General features: G+C 43.6%; 12 protein-coding genes. 8 read left to right on the top strand and 4 right to left on the bottom strand.

Features of this window, described 5'->3' with window-relative positions:
- Position 1: 1 nt before the first annotated feature.
- From ACFS6H_RS18665 to ACFS6H_RS18640, 6 genes are all read left to right on the top strand, one after another.
- On the top strand, positions 2–3,439 hold the full coding sequence (locus ACFS6H_RS18665) for a SusC/RagA family TonB-linked outer membrane protein (RefSeq protein WP_386102668.1): 3,438 nt from the start codon (positions 2–4) through the stop codon (positions 3,437–3,439).
- A gap of 40 nt (positions 3,440–3,479) precedes the next feature.
- The gene (locus tag ACFS6H_RS18660; RefSeq protein WP_386102665.1) at positions 3,480–5,096 is read left to right on the top strand and encodes a SusD/RagB family nutrient-binding outer membrane lipoprotein; all 1,617 of its coding nucleotides are present in this window, start codon (positions 3,480–3,482) and stop codon (positions 5,094–5,096) included.
- A gap of 53 nt (positions 5,097–5,149) precedes the next feature.
- On the top strand, positions 5,150–6,202 hold the full coding sequence (locus ACFS6H_RS18655; RefSeq protein ID WP_386102662.1) for a hypothetical protein: 1,053 nt from the start codon (positions 5,150–5,152) through the stop codon (positions 6,200–6,202).
- Between the two features lie 54 nt (positions 6,203–6,256).
- The gene (locus ACFS6H_RS18650) at positions 6,257–9,202 is read left to right on the top strand and encodes a T9SS type B sorting domain-containing protein (protein WP_386102660.1); all 2,946 of its coding nucleotides are present in this window, start codon (positions 6,257–6,259) and stop codon (positions 9,200–9,202) included.
- Between the two features lie 40 nt (positions 9,203–9,242).
- The gene (locus ACFS6H_RS18645; RefSeq protein ID WP_386102657.1) at positions 9,243–10,142 is read left to right on the top strand and encodes a PorP/SprF family type IX secretion system membrane protein; all 900 of its coding nucleotides are present in this window, start codon (positions 9,243–9,245) and stop codon (positions 10,140–10,142) included.
- 231 nt (positions 10,143–10,373) lie between these two features.
- Positions 10,374–10,979, top strand: a complete 606-nt coding sequence (locus tag ACFS6H_RS18640; protein ID WP_386102654.1) for an RNA polymerase sigma factor — start codon at positions 10,374–10,376, stop codon at positions 10,977–10,979.
- Positions 10,980–11,096: 117 nt separating this feature from the next.
- On the opposite strand, the gene ACFS6H_RS18635 is transcribed toward ACFS6H_RS18640, so the two are convergent.
- Together ACFS6H_RS18635 and ACFS6H_RS18630 are read right to left on the bottom strand one after the other, a co-directional pair.
- Positions 11,097–13,364: a sodium-translocating pyrophosphatase gene (locus ACFS6H_RS18635; RefSeq protein ID WP_386102651.1), complete on the bottom strand. Its 2,268-nt coding sequence runs from the start codon at positions 13,362–13,364 to the stop codon at positions 11,097–11,099.
- Between the two features lie 636 nt (positions 13,365–14,000).
- Positions 14,001–15,473 carry an aminopeptidase P family protein gene (locus tag ACFS6H_RS18630; RefSeq protein WP_386102648.1) on the bottom strand — a complete coding sequence of 491 codons (1,473 nt, stop codon included), beginning with the start codon at positions 15,471–15,473 and terminating at the stop codon, positions 14,001–14,003.
- A 114-nt stretch (positions 15,474–15,587) separates the two neighbouring features.
- On the opposite strand from ACFS6H_RS18630, the gene ACFS6H_RS18625 reads away from it, so the two are divergent.
- Together ACFS6H_RS18625 and ACFS6H_RS18620 are read left to right on the top strand one after the other, a co-directional pair.
- On the top strand, positions 15,588–16,388 hold the full coding sequence (locus ACFS6H_RS18625) for an SDR family oxidoreductase (protein WP_386102645.1): 801 nt from the start codon (positions 15,588–15,590) through the stop codon (positions 16,386–16,388).
- A gap of 175 nt (positions 16,389–16,563) precedes the next feature.
- Positions 16,564–17,637 (top strand): VOC family protein, encoded by a 1,074-nt coding sequence (locus tag ACFS6H_RS18620; RefSeq protein ID WP_386102642.1) that lies wholly within the window; start codon positions 16,564–16,566, stop codon positions 17,635–17,637.
- A gap of 45 nt (positions 17,638–17,682) precedes the next feature.
- Here the strand turns inward: ACFS6H_RS18620 and ACFS6H_RS18615 are convergent, their stop codons facing one another.
- Complete coding sequence (locus ACFS6H_RS18615) at positions 17,683–18,852, bottom strand: PepSY-associated TM helix domain-containing protein (protein ID WP_386102639.1); 1,170 nt, start codon at positions 18,850–18,852, stop codon at positions 17,683–17,685.
- 86 nt (positions 18,853–18,938) lie between these two features.
- A complete protein-coding gene (locus tag ACFS6H_RS18610) occupies positions 18,939–21,317 on the bottom strand; it encodes a TonB-dependent siderophore receptor (protein WP_386102636.1) in 2,379 nt (792 codons plus the stop codon).
- Positions 21,318–21,682: the final 365 nt, after the last annotated feature.

Raw genomic sequence — 21,682 nt, 5'->3', positions numbered from 1 at the left:
TATGCTTAATTTTTACGGAACCTGTAAACGGAATAAGTTCCTGCGAACTGTATTTGCGCCGGTAATGTGTATCCTGTTTATTACCATTACCGTTTCTGCGGGCAATACCAATGCTCAGAATTTACTGGATAAAAGAATAACCCTTAAAGTATCGGGCGAACCCCTGCAGAAGGTGATCGATATGCTGCAATCGCAGACCAAAATAAATATCGTCTATAGTCCCAGTACCATCAATACCCGGCAGGAGATATCTTTTAGCGGGGTTGATGTTAAATTAAAAGACTTTTTTGATAAAGTGTTCCTGCCGCTGCATATCCGCTACAGGATCATTGAAAATAAAATTGTACTGTTCACCGATGCGAACAATGAGCGCACCCCGGTAACAGGTTTGCAATACGATGAAATTATAAAGGGCAAGGTTACTGATAATAAAGGCGACGCTTTAAGCGGTGTATCTATCAGGGTGGTAGGTACATCGCAGGGCGTTTATTCGGATGAGAACGGCAATTTTACCATTGCCGTATCTGCCATCCCGGTGCAGCTGGAGTTTAGTCATATCAGTTACGAAGCAAAGGTTGTATCCGTTACTTCCAATACGGTTTCTGTTTCCCTGGACAATCCCATTGTTAAAATGGATGAAGAGGTAGTTGTAACGGCGCTTGGTATATCAAGGGCCAACAGGAAAATTGGTTATGCTACTACAAAAGTAGACGGGAGTCTTTTAAGCCAGGCCAAGGAGCCCAACGTGGCCAATAGTTTACAGGGCCGTGTACCCGGTTTAAATATCAGCGGTGTGAACAGTGGTCCCGGCGGATCTGCCAGAATACTGATCCGCGGTATCAGTAATTTCACTTCCACCACCGGCCCCCTGATCGTTATTGATGGCGTACCGATGGATAATACACAGAAAGGCTCACCCGGTGTGTATGGCGGCCAGGATATGGGTGATGGCATTTCCAGTATCAATCCTGATGATATAGAAAACATAGTAGTATTAAAAGGTTCTACAGCCTCCGCTTTATACGGCACCAGGGCCTCTAATGGTGTGTTACAGATCACTACCAAAAGCGGTAAAGGCGCCAATGGTTTTGGGGTTGAGTTCAACTCTAATTTTAGTGTTAACAGTATAATTGATAACAGCGATTTTCAGCAGGTATATGGTCATGGTTTAAACGGGCAGCGACCCACAACACTGGCCGAGTTAACAGCGGCCAATATCAACAGCTGGGGCGAAAAACTGGACAGGCAACCCAGTATTGCCATGGATGGTAATTTATATCCTTATGCGGCCGTTGAAAACCAGAAACAAAAATTTTATCGTGTAGCGCCGGTTGCTACCAATACCATTTCTTTTGTAAACGGGGGACCAAACGGCAATCTCCGTTTCTCGCTTTCACATATGAATAACGAATCAGTATTGCCGAACAGCAGCCTGCGACGTTATTCAGGTAATTTAAACCTGAACCAGAATATTACCCAAAAGCTAAAATTAATGCTGGTGGCAACTTATACGGATGAAGCGGTGAAATTAAGACCACTGCTGAACGATATGAGCCGTAACGCCAACTTTGCCGTAAACCTGTTACCGGCCAATATCAGTCCCGAATACCTGAAGCCGGGTTATAACCTGTCAAACGGTTATGAGAACGCCATGAACTCTGATGGGTATATGGCTAACCCGTGGTTTGTGGTGGAAAGAACTATCTCCAATACCTGGAGAAAAAGATTCATTACTTCTGCCGCCCTGAAATATGACCTGCTGAAAAACCTGTATGTACAATTACGTACCGGTTATGATTTAATTAATGATGATGTATTTAGCGTGGAGCCTACCGGACAGGGCTACCTGAGAAGTGGTAAACTGGGTGAAAAATCAAAAGCCACCAATACGGAATTGAACGTGGATGCGATGGCAGGATATAATACCAAATTGGGTAATGATTTTAACCTGGATGTAGGGTTAGGTGGCAATATCCGTAAATATGCGTATGAAAAAATGGGTATTGAAGGCGGAACAGGCTGGAAACAACCTTTCCTGTATACGCCATCCAATTTATTAACCACGCCTAACCCCATTTATCCTTCGCCTTTAAGAGGACAAACCAATTCAGCCTATTATACGGCGGATATCAGTTACAGGAACTTTTTAACCCTTAACACTACCGGCCGCTATGATGAGTTCAGTACTGTTAATGAGGGCATTTTCACCCCTTCGGTTTCGGGTAGTTTTATTTTTACCGATCTGGTAGACCTGAAAAATATTAATTATGGTAAACTGCGGGTATCTTATGCACAAACCAGTGGTGAAGCAACACCATTCAGCAACCGCACTTATTATGTAATTGAGAACGGAACCAATGCCAACAGGCCCTTTGGCAGCATGGCCAATGAGACCATCTCCGAAAATATAAAGCCTTACCGGATGCAGGAATATGAGATCGGGTTAGAGCTGCAGGCCTTTAAAAGAAGAGTAGGGTTGGACATCACCTATTTTGCCCGCAAAACAAAAAATGAGTTAATACGTAAGCAGCTGTCGGTAGCATCCGGTTACCAGTTCAGTTACGAACCATTGGGTATTACCCAGAATAATGGTATTGAGCTTAACCTGACCGGCGATATTGTAAAAGGCCGCGACTTTAACTGGAAAAGCTCCTTTAATATCACCTGGGTAAAAAACAAGCTGGTGAAGATTGATAACAATGAAGACCCCGGACCATTGAGAAAAGATGGTGAAGGGCAATACAGGGCCGCTGTTGGTCCATATAGTAATGGTGCTTTTATTGCCAGTGTACAAGGGCTGCCCATTGCCCAGATCATGGCTTATGATTTCAGGTACGATGATAAGGGACAGATAGTAGTAGGTGCAGATGGTATTCCGCTGCGTGGTGAGTTAAAAGCCATGGGATCAGGCCTGCCTAAATTTTATGGTGGCTTTAATAATGATTTTACATACAAGAAATTTAATTTCTCTGTATTGTTTGATTACAAGTTTGGGAACAAGGTATTATCCGGCACTGATTTTATGAGCTATTACTACGGCTTAAATAAAAAGACACTGGAAGGCCGTGAAACCGGTGTGGTAGCCAAAGGTGTATATACAGATGGTACACCTAATGCTTCCCTTGTAAATGCACAGGACTATTACAAAGGCCTGGTGACCAATGTATCGACCATTTCGGTTTTTGACGGCAGTTTTATCAAGTTAAGACAAATAGGGTTGGGGTATCTGTTTACACCTGATTTCCTGGGCAAAACACCTTTCCAGGCGATCAATGTTTCCCTGGTAGCCCGTAACCTGTTAACACTGCTTAAATACACGGACAACTTTGATCCGGAAGATACTTTTTCATCGTTACCGGGGAATGCCGGCCTGGAAGGTGGCGGTTTACCACAGACAAGAACCTATGGTATTAACGTAAACTTCAAATTCCGTAAGTGATAACAACCCATTATTAATGGTTGATTAAAAATGAACATGTATGAAGCGCAACAGTAAAATAATTATACTTCTTTCAGTTATCATCATCTCTGTTACGGGTTGTATTAAGGATAGCCTGAACATTGATCCTACCAGGTCCAATGAAGAGAACTTTGATCCCAACTATTTACTCACCACGGCACAGATGGATTACGGCAATGCTACGGAATTCCAGTTATACGAGATGGGAGGCATGGTGCAGATAATAGCGTCTACGCTGGATTATTACAGTGGCGGTGATAAATATTCTATTTCCTTAACTTCTTACAATGACCGTTTTTTCACCAATGGTCTGCAGGGCGCGGCCCGTTTACTGGAAGCCCAGAAGCTGGCAGAGAAGAAGGATGCGGTAAACAATGTGAACCTTATACAGATTGCCCGTATCATGTGGGTAATGACCATGCAAAGGGTAACAGATATTTATGGGGATATACCTTACGCAGAAGCAGGCATGGCCAAATATGGCATCCAGTATCCTAAGTATGATAAACAGGAAGATATCTATAAGGATATGCTGACCAGGCTGGAAGATGCGATCAATAAATTAGATGCTACCAAGCCTGGCCCTGCAGGCGATATTATTTACAACGGCAATATAACACAGTGGAAAAAACTGGGTTATTCTTTAATGTTAAGAATTGCCATGCGTTTAGTAAAAGTGGATGCTGCATTGGCTAAAACCTATGCAGAAAAAGCAGCCGGCAAAACTTTTACCGATATCAACGATAATGCCATCCTGCCCCTGGATGGCGGCTCTAACGAAGCAACGCAAAACAGGATATCGAATGCTTTGTTGAACGATCTGCCACAGGTTAGATGGGCCTCAACTTTTATCAACTACCTCAAAGAAAATGATGACCCGCGGTTATATACACTTACGGAGAAAGCAGATACCGGTCTGGCCAATAATAACCAGATAGGGAAGGGCGGTTTGCAATATACCAAACAGGCAAACCCTCCTGCAGGATCGGTGAACGAAGTGCCGGTGGGCATGCCTAACGGGTATACCATTGGCGGAGTAAGGGATATTGCCACTGCTCCGGGTTATCCGGGTGTTACCGGTACGGGTGCCAATGCATCTCCTTTGGGTAATTATGCCAGGCCCCGTTTAGCCGTATTTGTTACCAAACGTAGTTTGTCAAAATACCTTATTACCTATGCACAAACAGAATTACTGATAGCCGAAGCAAAACTAAGAGGCTGGAATATGGGCGCTGAAACTGCCGCACAACATTATAAAAACGGCTTAACAGCTTCCTTACAATCAATGCAGCAACTGGATGGTATGTTAGCGATCAGCATACCCGATATCACCGCCTATGTAGCAACCCGTCCATTAGATATCAGCACCAATGAAAAGGCGTTGAACATGATCAACACCGAATACTGGGCTTCTACCTTATTTGACCTGCCGGAAGTATGGGCCAATTACAGGAGGAGTGGTTACCCGGCATTGGTGCCGGTTAATTTTCCCGGTAATATCACCGGTGCTACCATTCCCAGGCGCCTGACCTATCCTTTGGGTGAGAACGCCAATAACAGGGATAATTACCAGTCTGCCTTACAACGCATGGGCGGCAGCGATTTAACTACTACCAGGATATGGTGGGATAAATAAACCTAAGCTTACCTGTTTTAAAATAAATGATGAAAAGATCAAACCAACATAAAATGAAAAAAAATATTTTCCTTTTCCCCTTACTGGCCTTACTGATGGTAGCCTGTTCAAAAGTAAGGGTGGCGAAAGATCTGCCCGATTTAACCACACCCGAATACAGGGACTCTGTAAGATCGGCCATAGCCTGGATAGAACAGGTGGCCAAGGAGAAAGCGGATTCTATCCGTAAGGTTGACTCGCTGCGTAATGCAACGGGTGGTGGACCTGATCCGGATGACCTGCGGTTTAAAAAAGACCTGTTAATAGGTTACGTGGAAGTAAATAACCGGGCCTTTAAAAATGTGACCTGCTTTTTGGATGAAGAAGGAAAGCCTGTGATAGACCTGGCGCTGATGTTTGCACCCAATATCAATATCAACGCTGCCACGGGTAAACCTATCATCACCTACAACAGGCAGGTAACCGCTACCATCAATAATGGGTATTTAAGGTATGTACAAAGTAAGGGTATAAAAGTAGGTATGACCTTATTAGGTAATCACGATAATGCCGGCTTCAGGAATTTCAGAACCCTTGCGGAAGCAACTGATTTTGCCCAGCATGTGGCTATGGAAGTGAGAAGATTAGGTATTGATGCCATTGACTTTGATGATGAATACTCTGCCAATCCTTCCTGGGCAAATAGCGAATCCTTTACCATGGTGGTATCGGAGATAAAAAGGCTGTTACCGGACAAATTTGTGATGTGTTATATTTTTGGCGGAGCCTCTGCCTCCAGCTGGAACGGTACCCGTATAGGGGACTACGCCGATGTTGGCTGCTCTGCTTTTTACCCGCAAACTCCTTCCCCGGGTGTTGCCGGTTTTCCTGTCAATAAATTAATTGCAAGTGCTTCTTATACCTATGGTGGTTTTTCCAATGTGGAGCAATCCATGGCATCGTTAAAATCCGGTGGTTACAGGGGCGTGATGATATTTGATGTAAGAGGGGTAGCAGGCTTTACTAATTTCTTTGCACCCTATGTTAAAGGTATGAAGGGTAAAACACTCACCGTTGTTCCGGGTTGTCTTAATGCAACAGAGAATGACGATGTAAACGTTAATTGACACGATCCTATACTGACACCAACGATAACGGACTAATATCAATAACTAATGATTATGAAAATATTTACCAGGATTATACTTTTTCATGTACTGTTTCTGAGTTTTTATACTGGTATCAATGCCCAGCAAAATCACTTTCAACAGAGTAATATAACTGCAATAACCAGCACGGCAACTTTTACTGGTAACATTAATAATATTATAGATGGTAATACGGGCACCTATATTATCTTTTCAAGGCCCAGTTCAGATATTGCTGAGTTAAAATTTGAATTGGTGACTGCCGCTGCGATCAGGGCATTTACCTTATCTTATTACAGTACTACCTATTCAGCCCGCAACTTAACTTTCAGTGGTTCTGCTAATGGTACTACCTGGACACCGCTTTACAGCGGATCGGGCCAGGGCGCCGGTATCAGCCAGGCCTTTGCCAACACCACCAGCTATAAATATTACCGTTTTGTTTTCCAGGGCATTTTAAGTAGTACCGGGTTAGTAGTAACCGAAGTAGCGGCTTTTGGAGGACAATTGGTCAAACCTGAATTAACTGCAACAGCCGGAGCGCTAAGTAGTGAAGCAGTGCTTTCGTGGCCGGCCTATTCTTTATTCGGGAATGGAGGTTTTGTGCTAGAACGTTCTACTGATGGTCAGAATTTTACATTGGCAGATACAGTTGCTAAAACTGCTGTTGGATACACAGACAAGGGATTAAGCCGCAGTACCCAATACTGGTACCGGGTAAAAAGTTTTTCCGAGTTAGGTACTTCGGCTTATTCTGATATTAAAACCGTTACTACATCCGATGATATACTTAGAACGGCACCTGTATTAACCTCTGTTCCTTTAACCGGTACACAGGTTTCACATGCGTGGACATTGAACATACCAACTCCCGGTGGATTTGAATTGGAGAAATCACTGGATGGAACAAACTTTTCACTTTTGGCCAGTTTTGATAAAACCAGGACCAGTTTTACGGAAGAATCGCTTACGCCTTTAACTACCTATTGGTACAGGGTAAGAGGGTTTAATGAGTTATCCAAATCCCCTTACTCTAATATAGTACAGGTAACCACTACTGATGTTACGGCCAGCCCCGCCGATATTACCAACGATGGCGGCCGTTTATTTGTTAGTGCCGATAATTCAGGCGGAGCGAATGCAGGGGAAGGATCCAGTAAATTTATAGATAACGACTATGTTACAAAATGGCTGGTGTTTACGGGACAGGCTTCCGGAAATTTATCAGCCGTGTACAGGCCAACAGGCTCCTATGTGGTAACCAGTTACACGCTTACCACTGCCAATGATGCGCCGGGACGTGATCCCAAAAACTGGCAGTTCTTTGGCTCTAATGATAGTACCAACTGGGTTACCTTGGATACAAGGACAGATCAGTTAGGAAACGCCGCGGACAGGTTTACTACTTATGCTTATACATTGGCTAACCCGGGCACCGTTGCCTACAAATTCTATCGCATATTGTTTACTGCTAATAATGGCGCTACAGATGGGGTAAGGTTCCAGATAGGCGAATGGGAGATCATGGGCCTGGATATGAACTCACCGGCATTACCTGCCGGTTTAACGGTTACAAATACTACTACTACCTCCGTAAGCTTGCAATGGCAGGGTGGTGGTGCCATACCGGCAGCCAGTTATACCCTGCAACGTTCTGTAGATGGTATTAATTTTACCACCATAGCAGCCAACCTCCCTGTTACACCATTAACTTATACCGATACAAACCTGGCAGATAGTATGGTATACTATTACCGGGTACAGGCCAAAGGGGTCACACCTACTGCTGTTACCGGTTGGTCCAATGTGGCCAAAGCCCTTACAAAATTTGAAGCCGGTAAACCTATTGCGCCCATCAATTTTGCTGTAACCAATGCGGTGGATAGTATTATTTCTGTTAAATGGACAGACCGGTCTTACAATGAAACAGGCTATACACTGCAACGGTCGGTTGATAAGGTAAACTTTACTGCTATTGCTACCTTAGCCGCAAACACTACTACCTATAACGATTCAACCGTATGGCCAGCTGTGAAATATTATTACAGGGTACAGGGTTTCAACGCCGGCCAGCAATCTATATTCTCTAATATCGATTCGGCCATGACACCCGGCTATAACCGCCCGCCGTTTGTATCGGTTCCTAATGTGGAACGTATAGTTTGTAACCCTTCAGGAGAGTACAATTTTACCATCTCCAATATTACAGGAGGACCGGGTAATGAAAAAACACAAACCTTAAAAGTGGTTGGTATCACTGCGGATAGTGCACATTTCTTTACCAATATGGTCTTTAATGCCAATGTGGTAAATGGTGTGGCCCAGTTTGGTTTTAAAGGAACCGGCCTGGCAAAATATGGTGATACGGCTGTTGTAAAACTAATGGTGCGGGACGATGGCGGCGTTAATGCATTTGGTATTGATAGTGGTATGGTGGAATTAAAGATCGTTTACCAGCCGCTGGTGGTTACCATCACAGCAAATACCAGTGATATTGATAATGTTCCTTTATACCGGTTAGTACAGCTTACAGCGGCAACAAACCTGCCTTCCCAGACAAGAAATTATAACTGGACCAGTGCCGACGGAATAGTGGGTAGTACAAATAATATGGTATTAATGGCCCAGCCCTCACGTCCTACTACTTATACCGTAAAAGCAACAAACCAGGCAGGTTGTGAAGCTACTGCCAGTATTACGCTTACACCGGTGAACAACAGGAATATTGCCAATGTACTTACACCTAACGGGGATGGTAAAAATGACCGCTGGATCATATCGGGCATTACCGCCAACCAGAATAATAATGTGAAAGTATATGACAGGGCAGGCAGACTGGTATACAACAAAAACAACTATGATAATACCTGGGACGGTACCTATAACGGCAAAAAACTGGAAGAAGGAGCATATATATACTATGTAAACTTCGGCGATGGCAGTAAAGTGGTATCAGGTACCTTAACCATCATTCATTAACCCTAAACGATTGCTCACCGCGACTTAAAATAAAATGAGGATGAAAAAAAATATATTCAGTTTACCCGCCATCATGCTTCTTTTACTGGCATGTGGCATTACGGTCAATAGCTTTGCCCAGGTAAAAGTATTTGGCTCCGGGTATTTTCAAAACCGTTATTTATTTAACCCGGCTTATGCAGGTCAAAAACCTAAGCTGGCCAATATCGGGGCAGGGTATAATAAACAGGGCGATGGCGATAAAGCGCCTGTGACCATGTACCTGAATGGTGATTACGGTTTTAACAACATGGGCGTGGGTGTAAATATCATGAACGATAAAGCAGGCCTGTTAAATACATTTAAAGCCATGGCAACCTATGCCTACCATTTAAAATTTAATGATAATGAAGAGGCGGATCATGGACTAAGCCTGGGTATTTCGGCAGGAGGGGTACAGCGCAGGATTGATTTTACGGCCATCACAGGCGATCCTGATGACCAGACGCTTTACCTGTACAATAACCAGGATATGAAGTTTGAAGCCGATTTTGGTGCTACCTATTACAATAAAGGACTAACCGTACAGGCAGCACTGCCCAACATGGTAGCAACTTTTAAAAATGATGCGGCTGATATCGTGAACCGGCCCACTTTATTCCTGTCCGCTTCCTACAAATACCAGCCGGCCGGCATGGAAGGCTTTGCGTTTGAACCATTGGTAGCTTACAGGGGGTTACGTAATATGGATGATATAATTGATGCGGGTATCAATATATCTGCCCTGAATGAGCGGGTGAATGTTTATGGTCTCTATCATTCCTCAAAAAATATAAGTGTAGGTGCCGGTGTTAAACTGTCTTCCTTCGCACATATTTTATTATCCTATGCTACCCAGCCCTCGGCTTTAAAAGCCTATACTTCCGGTAACATGGAGGCGGCTGTACGATTTAGCTTTTGATCTTGAACATAAGCAGTTAGTATTAGTATTTTTCTAATTCCCCGCCGTTATTTCCATAACAGGCGGGTTTTTTTTTAGTACTTAATGCAAAACCGGTGAGCATTTGTCTCAACTCATTCTGGCAGGTGTTATTCAAGCACAGGGTAAGCGTTAAACAGTTGGTTAAGTTATACTGGTGCTTATGGGAAGTAAGCGATAATATTTAATTCAATCACCCTAAAATGTACATAATTGATTGCAGAGAAAAAGAATGTGGTTACAATGCCGGAGCGGGGGGCTAATGTATCCGCATTGTTTATATCAATAGCGGCCGGGTGCCAACCGTCTTTTACCACCCTGTACAAGCAATATTATAACCAGATATTATCCAGGGCCATGTTTTACTGTAAGGAAAAAAGCATAGCGGAAGATATTACCCAGCATGTGTTTTTAGTTGTCTGGAACAAACGGATTACACTGACCGGCATTGAAAAAGCAGAGTCATGGTTATGGACGGTTACCCGTAATCATGCACTCAGTATTTTAAGGAAAGAAGCGTACAACAGGGCTTATATTAATTATGTAAAAGAAGGGGCCGGGTTAAAAGAACAAACTCCTTTACAGGTTTTATTAAATAAACAAAAAGCAGAGCGGATAGAAAAGATCATCAGTACATTGACCTTACGGCAACAACAGGTATACCGGCTTAACAGGAATCACGGAATGACCTATGCCGCAATTGCAAAAGTATTACAGCTAAGTCCCGATACGGTGAAAGAATACATGTCCAATGCGCTCAAAACGGTACGGGAAAGGCTTTTACGGCATAAGGATGAAATATTGGTCAATCTTGCGTAACCCTCCGGCAATACCTTAACACGGTAAAAAATATAAGAAGGGTACCCCCTCTAAAAAAATAAGCCCCCCTGTAGAAACAGCGGGACTTAATTTAATGGTTCTGATTAAGAACTTTAGTTATTGATAGTTAACTGTATTTGTTTTTTGAGAGTGCAAAGCTATAACATCTTTCTCAATTTTCAAGTTGTTTTTTGACTCCGGCATAGGCGCTGACATTGGCGGTGGTGGCGGAGGAATAACTTCTTTATGGTCTTTGTTGGCAATCTGGGCCAGGGTAGGCGCAATTACCAGCGAAACAATCGACATTAATTTGATCAGGATATTCATAGAAGGACCTGAAGTATCTTTAAACGGATCACCCACCGTATCACCGGTAACCGAAGCTTTGTGCGGCTCCGATTTTTTGTAATAGGTCTCACCATTGATCTCCACACCTTTCTCAAACGATTTTTTAGCATTATCCCAGGCACCACCGGCATTATTCTGGAACATACCCATTAATACACCGCTAACGGTAGCACCGGCTAAAAAGCCGCCTAATGCTTCTGCACCCAAGCCTGGCATAAAACCAATGATCAATGGAGATATAATCGCAATAGCGCCGGGTAACATCATTTTTTTAATAGAAGCCTGCGTAGAAATGGCCACACATTTATCATACTCAGGTTTGCCTGTACCTTCCATAATACCGGGAATACTTTTAAACTGGCGGCGTACTTCCTCTACCATCGCCATAGCAGCTTCACCCACGGCACGGATAGCCAGGGCCGAGAAGATGAACGGCACCATCGCGCCTACAAATAAACAGGCCAGTACATTCGCTTTGTAAATATCAATGCCGGTAATACCTGCAACACCTACGAAGGCGGCAAATAAAGCCAGGGCAGTTAATGCTGCAGATGCAATGGCAAAACCTTTACCACTGGCGGCAGTAGTATTACCTACGGCATCCAATACGTCAGTTTTTTCACGTACATCAGGCGGTAATTCACTCATCTCGGCAATACCACCCGCATTGTCGGCAATCGGACCAAAAGCGTCAATCGCCAGCTGCATAGCTGTAGTGGCCATCATACCGGCAGCCGCAATGGCCACACCGTATAAACCGGCACACTCATACGAACCCCAGATACCACCTGCTAATACCAGGATAGGTAAAAAGGTAGATTCCATACCAATAGCCAGACCACCAATTACGTTGGTAGCATGACCGGTAGAAGATTGTTTAATAATGCTCAATACCGGGCGTTTACCCATAGCGGTGTAATACTCGGTAATAATGCTCATTAAAGCACCCACCAGTAAACCTACACCAATAGCACCTAATACGCCCCATTTGGTAAAGTAAACACCACGCAGTTCCATCAGGTCAGGTAATAACCAGTATACCAGGCCGGCAGCTGCAATGGCTGTTAATATCATCGAGCCCCAGTTACCCATATTCAGGGCTTTTTGTACTGTACCGGTATTAATGCCGGCTGCATCACTGATGCGTACAAACAGGGTACCTACAATAGAGAATAAAATACCAACACCTGCGATCAGCATGGGTAATACTACAGGCGAAAAACCACCTAAAATATCATCGCCGAAAGGAATCACGGTTTGCTGACCTAATACGATGGTTGCTAAAACAGTGGCTACATAAGAACCAAAAAGGTCGGCACCCATACCGGCCACGTCACCTACGTTATCACCTACGTTGTCGGCAATGGTAGCAGGGTTACGGGGATCATCCTCCGGAATACCGGCTTCTACCTTACCTACTAAATCCGCACCAACGTCAGCAGCCTTGGTATAAATACCACCGCCTACACGGGCAAACAGGGCAATGGATTCGGCACCTAATGAAAACCCGGTCAATACCTCGATGGTTTTCAGCATCTCATCGGAATTAACCGATGCACCGTTTGCAAATATTTGTTGAAATACAATGTATAAACCTCCTAAACCTAAAACAGCCAGGCCTGCCACACCTACACCCATTACAGCACCACCGGTAAAGCTTACATTCAGGGCTTTACTCAGGCTGCTGCGGGCTGCCTGTGCAGTACGTACATTCGCTTTGGTAGCGGCACGCATGCCTATATAACCGGCCAGTGCGCTTAATACGGCACCAATTACAAATGCAATGGCAATGCTCCAGTGCGAGTGGGGGTTAGCACCGGCCATTACGGCCAATAAAATGGCAACAATCACCACGAAATAACCTAATACTTTCCACTCGGCTTTCAGGAAAGCCATGGCGCCTTCGGCAATGTAATTACTGATCTCTTTCATACGGTCGCTACCGGCATCTTGCTTGGCAACCCAGTTAAATTTGGCTAAGGTGTACAGCAATCCTATAATTCCCATTGCCGGCACCAGGTAAATCAATTTGTCCATAAGTTGGTTGTCTTAACAAATTTTTAAAGGAGGGCAAAGATAGGGTTTGCCCCTCAGATTTTATATATAGGTATAATAATACATCGTTTATCGTAAAAAACAATACGTAATTATTCGTAATTAACTCATTTCCAGGCTTATCCGGTGCTTTGCAGGATATATCTGCATACTAATTCCTATATACTATTATCTAATATCTGCATACTATTGTCTAATATCTCCATACTACTATCTAAAATCTGCTTATTTATCAGGGGCTGTCAGCAGCAGTACAGGGCCCGGCAGCAGTCCCGGCTTTCCGCTGTACCCCTTTACTGCGTGCGGGGTGCCGCTGCAATCCGGCAGCCTTTCAACAATTGGCTAGGCTTCAGCAGGAAAGCAGTATGAAATGTAATAACCACTGAGTAACACTGAGGTATTTCACAGAGGTATGCGGAGAAAACCCTGTGAAACTCCGTGTTGTAACTTTGTGCCACTCTGTGGTAAAAGTGGGAGCTTATAAACACAAACCAATTTGCTTCGAAAGGCTGCATCCAAACCCTTCAAGGTAACATTAACTACTACAAAAAAAGCGACAGGCAAGGCCCATCGCTCTATAAAATCCTAAATCTTAAATCGAAAATCTTAAATATTAAATCAAAACCCTTTCTTCTCCGCCGACTTCAGCGCCGGTAATTTAAAATTATCCAAAGGCGATTTTTCACTCATCAGCTTTTCAATATCGGCAATGCTGCGCGGCGAAAAGATAGATAACAATTCATATCCGTCTTTGGTGATCAATGCATCATCTTCAATACGCACCGCAATGCTCCACCATTTTTTATCGCAATTGCTGCCCTGGGGTATATAAATACCCGGTTCAATTGTTATCACCATATTCTCTTTAATGGTACCGTATGATCCTTTATCATGCACATCCAGGCCAATATGATGGCCCAGGCCGTGCGGGTAATAACGGGCCGCGGTTCTTTCATCAGGCGCTACGCCTAACTTAACCAGTCCTTTTACAATTACCGATTGGGCGGCACTGCTGGCCTGTGCCCAGTTACTGCCATCTTTTAACGTAGCAAAAGCAGCTTCCTGCGCATCATACACCAGTTGATAAATTAACTTCTCTTCGTTGGAGAACTTTCCTTTTGCCGGTATGGTACGGGTTACATCGGCAGTATAACCATGGTACTCAGCACCTACATCCATCAATACCATCTCGTTGCCAATTTTTGTTTTGGTATTCTCTGTATAATGTAAAATACAACCGTTTTCACCGCCGCCGATAATAGAGCCGTAACCAATGCCTTCGGCACCATACCTTTTGTGTACGTACTCGTGAAGGCCCTGTATCTCCAGCTCGCTCATACCGGGGTGGGCGGCTTTCATTACTTCGTTCTGTGCCCGGCATGATATTTCCACGGCCTTACGCAGCAATACGATCTCTTCCGGGGTTTTTATTTCACGCAGGTCGGCTGTCAACTTATTAAAACCTCTTACATCAAAGCGGGGCTTGCTGGTATAATCAGCAGGTATATCGGCTTTCTTCTTAAAAGTTTGTATTAAGCCATAAAGGTCATCACCGGCACGGCCTTTTGCCGCAACATCATCAGAAAAGCGGTTAAATAAAATTTTATCCAGTTTGCTGAAATCAATGCTCAGGTTCTTGAAATCTTTGGCGTTAAAAGCATGCGTAAAGCCCAGTTTTTCTTTTGCACCTTCTACACCCAGGCGTTTACCGGTCCATTGTTCGGCCTGTGCGTTTCTTTGCTGTACATACAATATCTCGTTATAGGTATTGCCGGCACTATCCGTTTGTGGTTCTTTAAAAATGATCAGCAGGGAATTAGGCTCCTTATAACCCGAAAAATAATAGAGGTCGGGGTTCTGGTGATAATTATAATCCACATCGTTGGAAAAATTGCGCTCGGGATAAGCAAACACTACTAAGGCCGAATTAGCGGGCATTTTCTCGCGGGCTGCAGCGCGGCGGCCGGCATGAAATGCGGCACTCAGGTAATCGGTGGGCAGGTTCTCGCTGGTCTGCGACAATAATATATTAGCGGTGCCGGAAAGCAGGCATACCAACATTAAGAACCGGGCAAAGGATGACTTACGCATAAAGTTTAAATTATGTTGCGTAAAATAACCATTTTTGCATGTTTACAGGCTATAAAAATTGTAACTGGCAATATTTCAGGATAAATATTATGGTAACCGAAAAATCTCACGCCCATGTATTATGAAAATAAAGTGGTATTCATTACAGGTGCCAGCTCGGGTATAGGAAAAGAAATGGCAGTACAGCTGGCTAAACAAAAAGCTAAACTGGTACTTACTGCCCGCCGTGCCGATGTATTGGCGGAAGTACAACAACTTTGCCTGCAATACACCAGTCATTGCGATACCATTGTGTTCGACCTGTCAAAAACCGACCAGATAGGGCAGCTGGCTACAGAGGCGTTGGCCAAACACGGTTATATAGATGTACTGGTGAACAATGCAGGTGTAAGCCAGCGGTCATTAACTATTGATACCGATATATCGGTTGACAGGCGCATTATGGAGCTGGATTACTTTGCCACCATTACTTTAACCAAAGCCCTGTTACCGCAATTTGTACAGCGGGGACATGGACATATCATTGTTATCAGCAGTGTATCGGGTTTAATGGGTTTCCCCATGCGTTCGGCTTATGCCGCTGCTAAACATGCCCTGCATGGTTTTTTTGAAACCCTGCAAACCGAAAAGCCGGCCGAAAAATTATATGTTACCATCGCCTGTCCGGGCAGGGTCAATACACCTATCTCCATGTCGGCCTTAACCGGCGATGGCAAGCCACACCAGGTAATGGATGATGGACAGAAGAACGGTATACCGGTAGATACCTGTGTACGCAAAATTTTAACAGCCGCGCAAAATGGTAAACGGTTAATTAAAATTGCCAGGGCCGAGGGCCTGTTGTTATTTATTAAACGGATAGCACCCGGACTGTTTTTTAAAATTGCCCATAAAAAAGGAATGCAACCGCATTAGAAGGTGTAAGGGAGAAGGCATAAGGTATAAGGTAGAAGGTCAGGTTGCTGGCATTCCGCCTTAAGCATTCTGCTTTAAGCTTTTCGCTTTACGCTTTCTGCCTTCTGCTTTCAGCATTAACCTTTCCGCTTTCCTTCTAAATCTCTATTTTCGCAAAAAATCAAACAAGCATAAAATGTCACAGGCCCCTCATAAACAATGTATCACTGGTGTTCAGCAAATTGGCGTTGGTGTAAAAGACTTGCAGGTATCTAAACTATGGTATAAAAAATACCTGGGTATGGAAGTTCAGGTATTTGACGATAAAGCAGATGCTCCTTTAATGACACAATATACAGGCGGTACCATTCATTCACGCCATGCATTACTTACTTTAAATATTGCCGGGGGCGGTGGTATGGAAGTTTGGCAATATGTAAGCCGTACGCCGGTGCCTGCTGATTTTACTCCTGTATTTGGCGACCTGGGCATATTTGGTGCTAAAGTTAAAAGCGATGATGTAGCGGCTTCTTACGCGTTTCATAAGGCTGAAAAACTAAACGTATCGGAACTGTTAACCAATGCCAAAGGTGATAAACATTACTGGCTGGCCGATGCGCATGGTAACCTCTTTAATATAGTGCAGGGACATCAATGGTTCCGTGCGCCTAAAGCCGGTAACCATATGGGTGGTATTTATGGCGCTGTGGTAGGGGTGTCGGATATTGACAGGGCACTAAAACTATACCGCGATGTACTGGGCATTAACGAAGTGGTATATGATGTAAACGGCAAATTCACTGATACACCGGATACGCCGTCCGCACAAAACAATTACCGTAGGGTACTATTGCGTAAAGCAGGTACGGCACAGGGCGCTTTCAGTAAATTACTGGGTGGTGTGGAAATTGAACTGGTACAGGTACTGGACAGGACACCTAAAAAAATATTTGAGAACAGGTACTGGGGCGACCTGGGTTTTATCCACCTGTGTTTTGATGTTATTGATATGGATACGTTAAAAAAACAGGCCACCGCAGCAGGCTTTCCTTTTACCATTGACAGTGCCGACTCTTTCTCCATGGGCCAGGCTGCCGGCAGGTTTGCCTATCTCGAAGATCCTGACCAGGCTTTGATAGAGCTGGTAGAAACCCATAAAGTACCCATCCTTAAAAAACTGGGTTGGTACCTTGATCTGAAAAAACGCGGGGTAGAAAAGCCATTACCCAACTGGATGATCGGTTGCATGGCTTTAAGTAAAGTGAAATAATACAGAAAAATATAAAAAGAAAAGTGGACCCGAAGGTCCACTTTTTTATATATCCTGCTTCTTGCTCAATACTGTCTTTTTATTGCCTTTTCCTTTTTTACGCCGGCCTTTCCAGATAAGAAAACCGGTTACCGGCAGGGAGGCCGCGATAAGACTGGCAAAAAAGGCCAGTATCTTCCCGGTAATACCGCCAATGCTGCCAACATGAATATAATAATTCATCCGCCTGATCTGTTCACCATTACTATGATCGGCAAACTTATGTTCTCCTAATAGTTTACCGGTGAATTGATCGTAAACATATTCATCCGTTCTTAAATAATTGGATCCTTTTTTTGTTTCTATTTCAAAACGTAATACATCCTTTGCCGAGAAAGGTTTATATACCCTGATGCCATTTATACTGCCGGTGTTTGTAACATGCAGGGCAAAAACACTATCGATAACTTTATAATCAGGGCCCACCCATACATTACCGCTGAACCCGGTGGTGTCCGATTGTAGTTTTTCTTTTTTATAGGGAATGGTCTTGCCGCCGTTAGCTACCCATTGCACAGAATTATTCATCCATTCAAATGACCATACCAATCCTGTTAAGGCAATAAAAATGGCCACCCAGCTCATGTAAAAACCCAGCACATTATGCAGGTCATAATTCAACCGCTTGCCGGATGCGTTCCACTTAATGGTAAAGCGCTGTTTATACCCTTTTTTACTGGCCGGCTTCCATAATATAATACCGGTGATCATTAAAATAATAAAAATAAGGGTGGCATATTTTATCACTATTGTCCCCGGCTCACCTATACCCAGTGAAGTATGTAAATAAGTAACAACGGCAAAAAAAGAACTTTTATAAGCATAGTTACCTATTACCTGTCCACTATAAGGGTTTTGTAATACAGCGTGGTATTGACGCGATGAGTCCAGCGCCCAGAATGCATTTACCCTGGGTTTATTTACCGAAACAATATAATAAGCCCTCGCCACTTTTTTACCGGCCAGTGCTTTATCAGCAGTGCTAAAAACGGTGGAGGGTGGGGCATAGGGGGCTTCTTCTTTTTTTACCTGTTTAAAAACACCATAATCCAAAAGGGTACATATCTCTTCTTCAAAAACCAGCAGGCAACCAGTAATACCCAATACCAGTACAACCAGTCCCGATACCAGTCCCAGCCACAGATGAATTTTACCCGTTATTTTTTTAAGCTTCATATTTGTCTAGCGATGCAGTGTTGATATAAATAACATATTCCGCACCGTTTACAGTGCGGAATATGATAGAGAAAAATGGTAAATGTTTATAACGTATAACCTACACGGAACATGATATTCCTGGGTGCCCCGGTATAAAACCTTTCAGTCTGGCGCACAGCCCCTGTATAATATCTTTTATCAAAAATGTTATTGATATTCAGGTTGAACGTAACCTTGTTAATGCGGTACATAATGGCAGCATCTGCCACACCATAACCTGGGGTAGCTATGGCAGGAGCCTGCAACAAAGGCGTTTCGGAAGAAAAGCTGGCGCCAACACCAATACCCAGGCCGTTCCAGATACTGTTATTCACTATCTCGTATTTGGCCCATATATTACCCTGGTGTTTGGGCGACAGGCCCAGTCTTTCACCTACTTTAGCTTCATTAATATCATTGGTAATGCGGGCATGGTTATAATTATAAGCGGCACTCAGGGAAAATGATTGGCCTATCTGGCCGTTTGCTTCCACTTCCACACCTTCCGACGTAACTTCCCCTAACTGGCGGTATAACCTGTCTGCAGCATTAGGCACCGTTGGATTGATCAATTGGGTAAGGTTTTTCTTTTTTATCTGGTATACCGCTGCGGTTACCAATAAATTTTTATTGAACAGTTCCTGTTTTACACCTATTTCAAATTGATAACTGTTCTCGGCCTTAAACTTTCCTTCGCCTTCCAGTTTTCCAAAACCACCGGCCAGTATCCGGGACGATACCGGTTCAAAGCCCGTTACATAAGAAGCATAGATATAGGTGTCGCTGGGTAAATGATAGGTCAAACCAACCTTAGGTAACCATACGGATTGCGATACTTCATTCTCCGTTGGTGTTTTATAGGCCAGCCTGTAGGTATACTTTTCGTAACGTAAACCCAGCAATAATTTAAGTTGCGTCAGAATACTGATCTGGTCCTGGAAATAAATGCCATTGGCATAATCCCTTGTCTGGTTCGCCCTGTCGTAATTCGTAACGGTTAAATTATACAGGCTGCGGTCAAGGGTAGAACTTTTTGCAGGGTTATATACATTTACCACGCCAACACTGTCATTGTAACGGAAAGTTCCCCAGTTAAAAAGCGAAACATTAAAATCGTAACCCAGTAAAGCTTTATGTTTCAGGCGGCCGGTATTAAAATCGGCAGTAAAATAGCCGGTTATATTATCGGAGTTCATCCTGGTTTCCCATTCCGCATAACTTACACTAACAGCACTGTCCGACACCCAAGCCCTGTCGCCATAAAAGGTACTGGGATCATGCTTTCTTTCTTCCCAGCTTAAATTGTCTTTCAGGTACGACATATTGAAGGCAATATTTTTGGTAATGCGCTGGCTCAGGGAAAGATTTAGGGATGTGGTCGTGGTATTATTCCTGTCGCCGGCTTGCAGCACGGTAAAATGAATGGGTGTTTCGTCAATCGGTTTATTCCTGAAGGGGAAAATACCTACATTCTCCATCGTAGTAAGCCTGGTATGGTTCAGGTCAATATTGATACGTGTTCCTTCACGGGGTAAAAAAGAAATGGAAGGTGCAACGGTCAGTGCATTGTCTTTCATATTTTGCAGCCAGGTATCGCTTAACTGTCCAAAAATGTTCAGGCGGTATAATACGGTACCATCATCTGTCAGTTTACCGGTAAAATCCATATCACCACGCAGGGTATTAAAACTGCCGGCGCTAAAGGAGAGGGATTGTTTTTTATCGGCCAGTGGTTTCTTTGTAATGATATTTACCACACCACCGGGGCTCATATTTCCAAACATGGAGGAAGAAGGACCTTTCACTACTTCAAAACTTTCTACCACGGGCGTAATAGAAGAAAAGCGATAATTGGGCGACAGGGTGCGTAAGCCGTTAATTAATTTGGTACCGTTATCAAATCCACGGATAATGATGGAACGGCCGGTATTGGTTACTCTCACGTTGGTGTTGCGGGCCACTTCGTCAAAACGTACGGCCTGCCTGTCTTTTATCATCGATTGGGTGATAGTGGAAACGGTAGACGGAATCTCCACTACAGGAATGGCTATTTTAGTAGCCGCAAAAGAATAATTGGCTTTATAACCTTCTGTTCTGCGGCCGGTCACTTCTACGGTTTGCAGCTGGCTGGTTAGCGATGTAAGTACAATTTCTATATCAGTAGGCCTGGCGCTAACATATACAGTAATTGTTTTTGATTCATAGCCAATGGAGGATACTACCAGTTTTTGTTTGCCGGTGTTCACGCCTGTTATTTCAAACCTTCCCGCCTCTGATGAAACAACGGTTGTACCGTTTAAAGAAACAGAAGCATTGATAACGGGTGTGCCCGATTCATCTTTTATAATCCCCTGTATATTGACTTTTTCCTGTGCTGTAACGGTAAGCGAAAGACATAATAAAATGAAGATGCTTACCACCGGTTGTACGATCCTGGTTATCATTTCTGTTAGTTTTTTAGGGCGCAAAAATATTCGGAACAAACAAGGCTTTATTGCGAGATGAGGAAAAATGATTTACGATAAACGTCAATTACAGTAAGGCTTCCAGAAGAAAGTATGTTAGGATTGTCAGGGAATTGTAATATTTAAAATTTGTAATGATACATTACGGGTAAATAAATAACCAACCGGGTTTATTTTAAGCTATGCGGGCCGGTGATCTCACTACTTTACAGTTTGCTATTATCATCCTTTCTTTTTTTATTAGCGGGATGATGACAAATTCTCCTGCAGCAATTTTTGTACAATATGAATCGGTGAAATGTGTACAGGCTCCCTGTTGGTAAGAGCATAGTGATGAAAGGAGG

The sequence above is a fragment of the Terrimonas rubra genome, from assembly GCF_042686025.1.
In the GTDB taxonomy this organism is placed as follows: domain Bacteria; phylum Bacteroidota; class Bacteroidia; order Chitinophagales; family Chitinophagaceae; genus Terrimonas; species Terrimonas rubra.
Note: the sequence above shows the minus strand (reverse complement) of the source record. Positions and strands in the feature narration are given on the sequence as shown.

Coding starts and splice junctions, on each gene's coding strand:
- ACFS6H_RS18665 (WP_386102668.1), top strand. CDS start 2: ATGCTTAATTTTTACGGAACCTGTAAACGGAATAAGTTCCTGCGAACT.
- ACFS6H_RS18660 (WP_386102665.1), top strand. CDS start 3,480: ATGAAGCGCAACAGTAAAATAATTATACTTCTTTCAGTTATCATCATC.
- ACFS6H_RS18655 (WP_386102662.1), top strand. CDS start 5,150: ATGAAAAAAAATATTTTCCTTTTCCCCTTACTGGCCTTACTGATGGTA.
- ACFS6H_RS18650 (WP_386102660.1), top strand. CDS start 6,257: ATGAAAATATTTACCAGGATTATACTTTTTCATGTACTGTTTCTGAGT.
- ACFS6H_RS18645 (WP_386102657.1), top strand. CDS start 9,243: ATGAAAAAAAATATATTCAGTTTACCCGCCATCATGCTTCTTTTACTG.
- ACFS6H_RS18635 (WP_386102651.1), bottom strand. CDS start 13,364: ATGGACAAATTGATTTACCTGGTGCCGGCAATGGGAATTATAGGATTG.
- ACFS6H_RS18630 (WP_386102648.1), bottom strand. CDS start 15,473: ATGCGTAAGTCATCCTTTGCCCGGTTCTTAATGTTGGTATGCCTGCTT.
- ACFS6H_RS18625 (WP_386102645.1), top strand. CDS start 15,588: ATGTATTATGAAAATAAAGTGGTATTCATTACAGGTGCCAGCTCGGGT.
- ACFS6H_RS18620 (WP_386102642.1), top strand. CDS start 16,564: ATGTCACAGGCCCCTCATAAACAATGTATCACTGGTGTTCAGCAAATT.
- ACFS6H_RS18615 (WP_386102639.1), bottom strand. CDS start 18,852: ATGAAGCTTAAAAAAATAACGGGTAAAATTCATCTGTGGCTGGGACTG.
- ACFS6H_RS18610 (WP_386102636.1), bottom strand. CDS start 21,317: ATGATAACCAGGATCGTACAACCGGTGGTAAGCATCTTCATTTTATTA.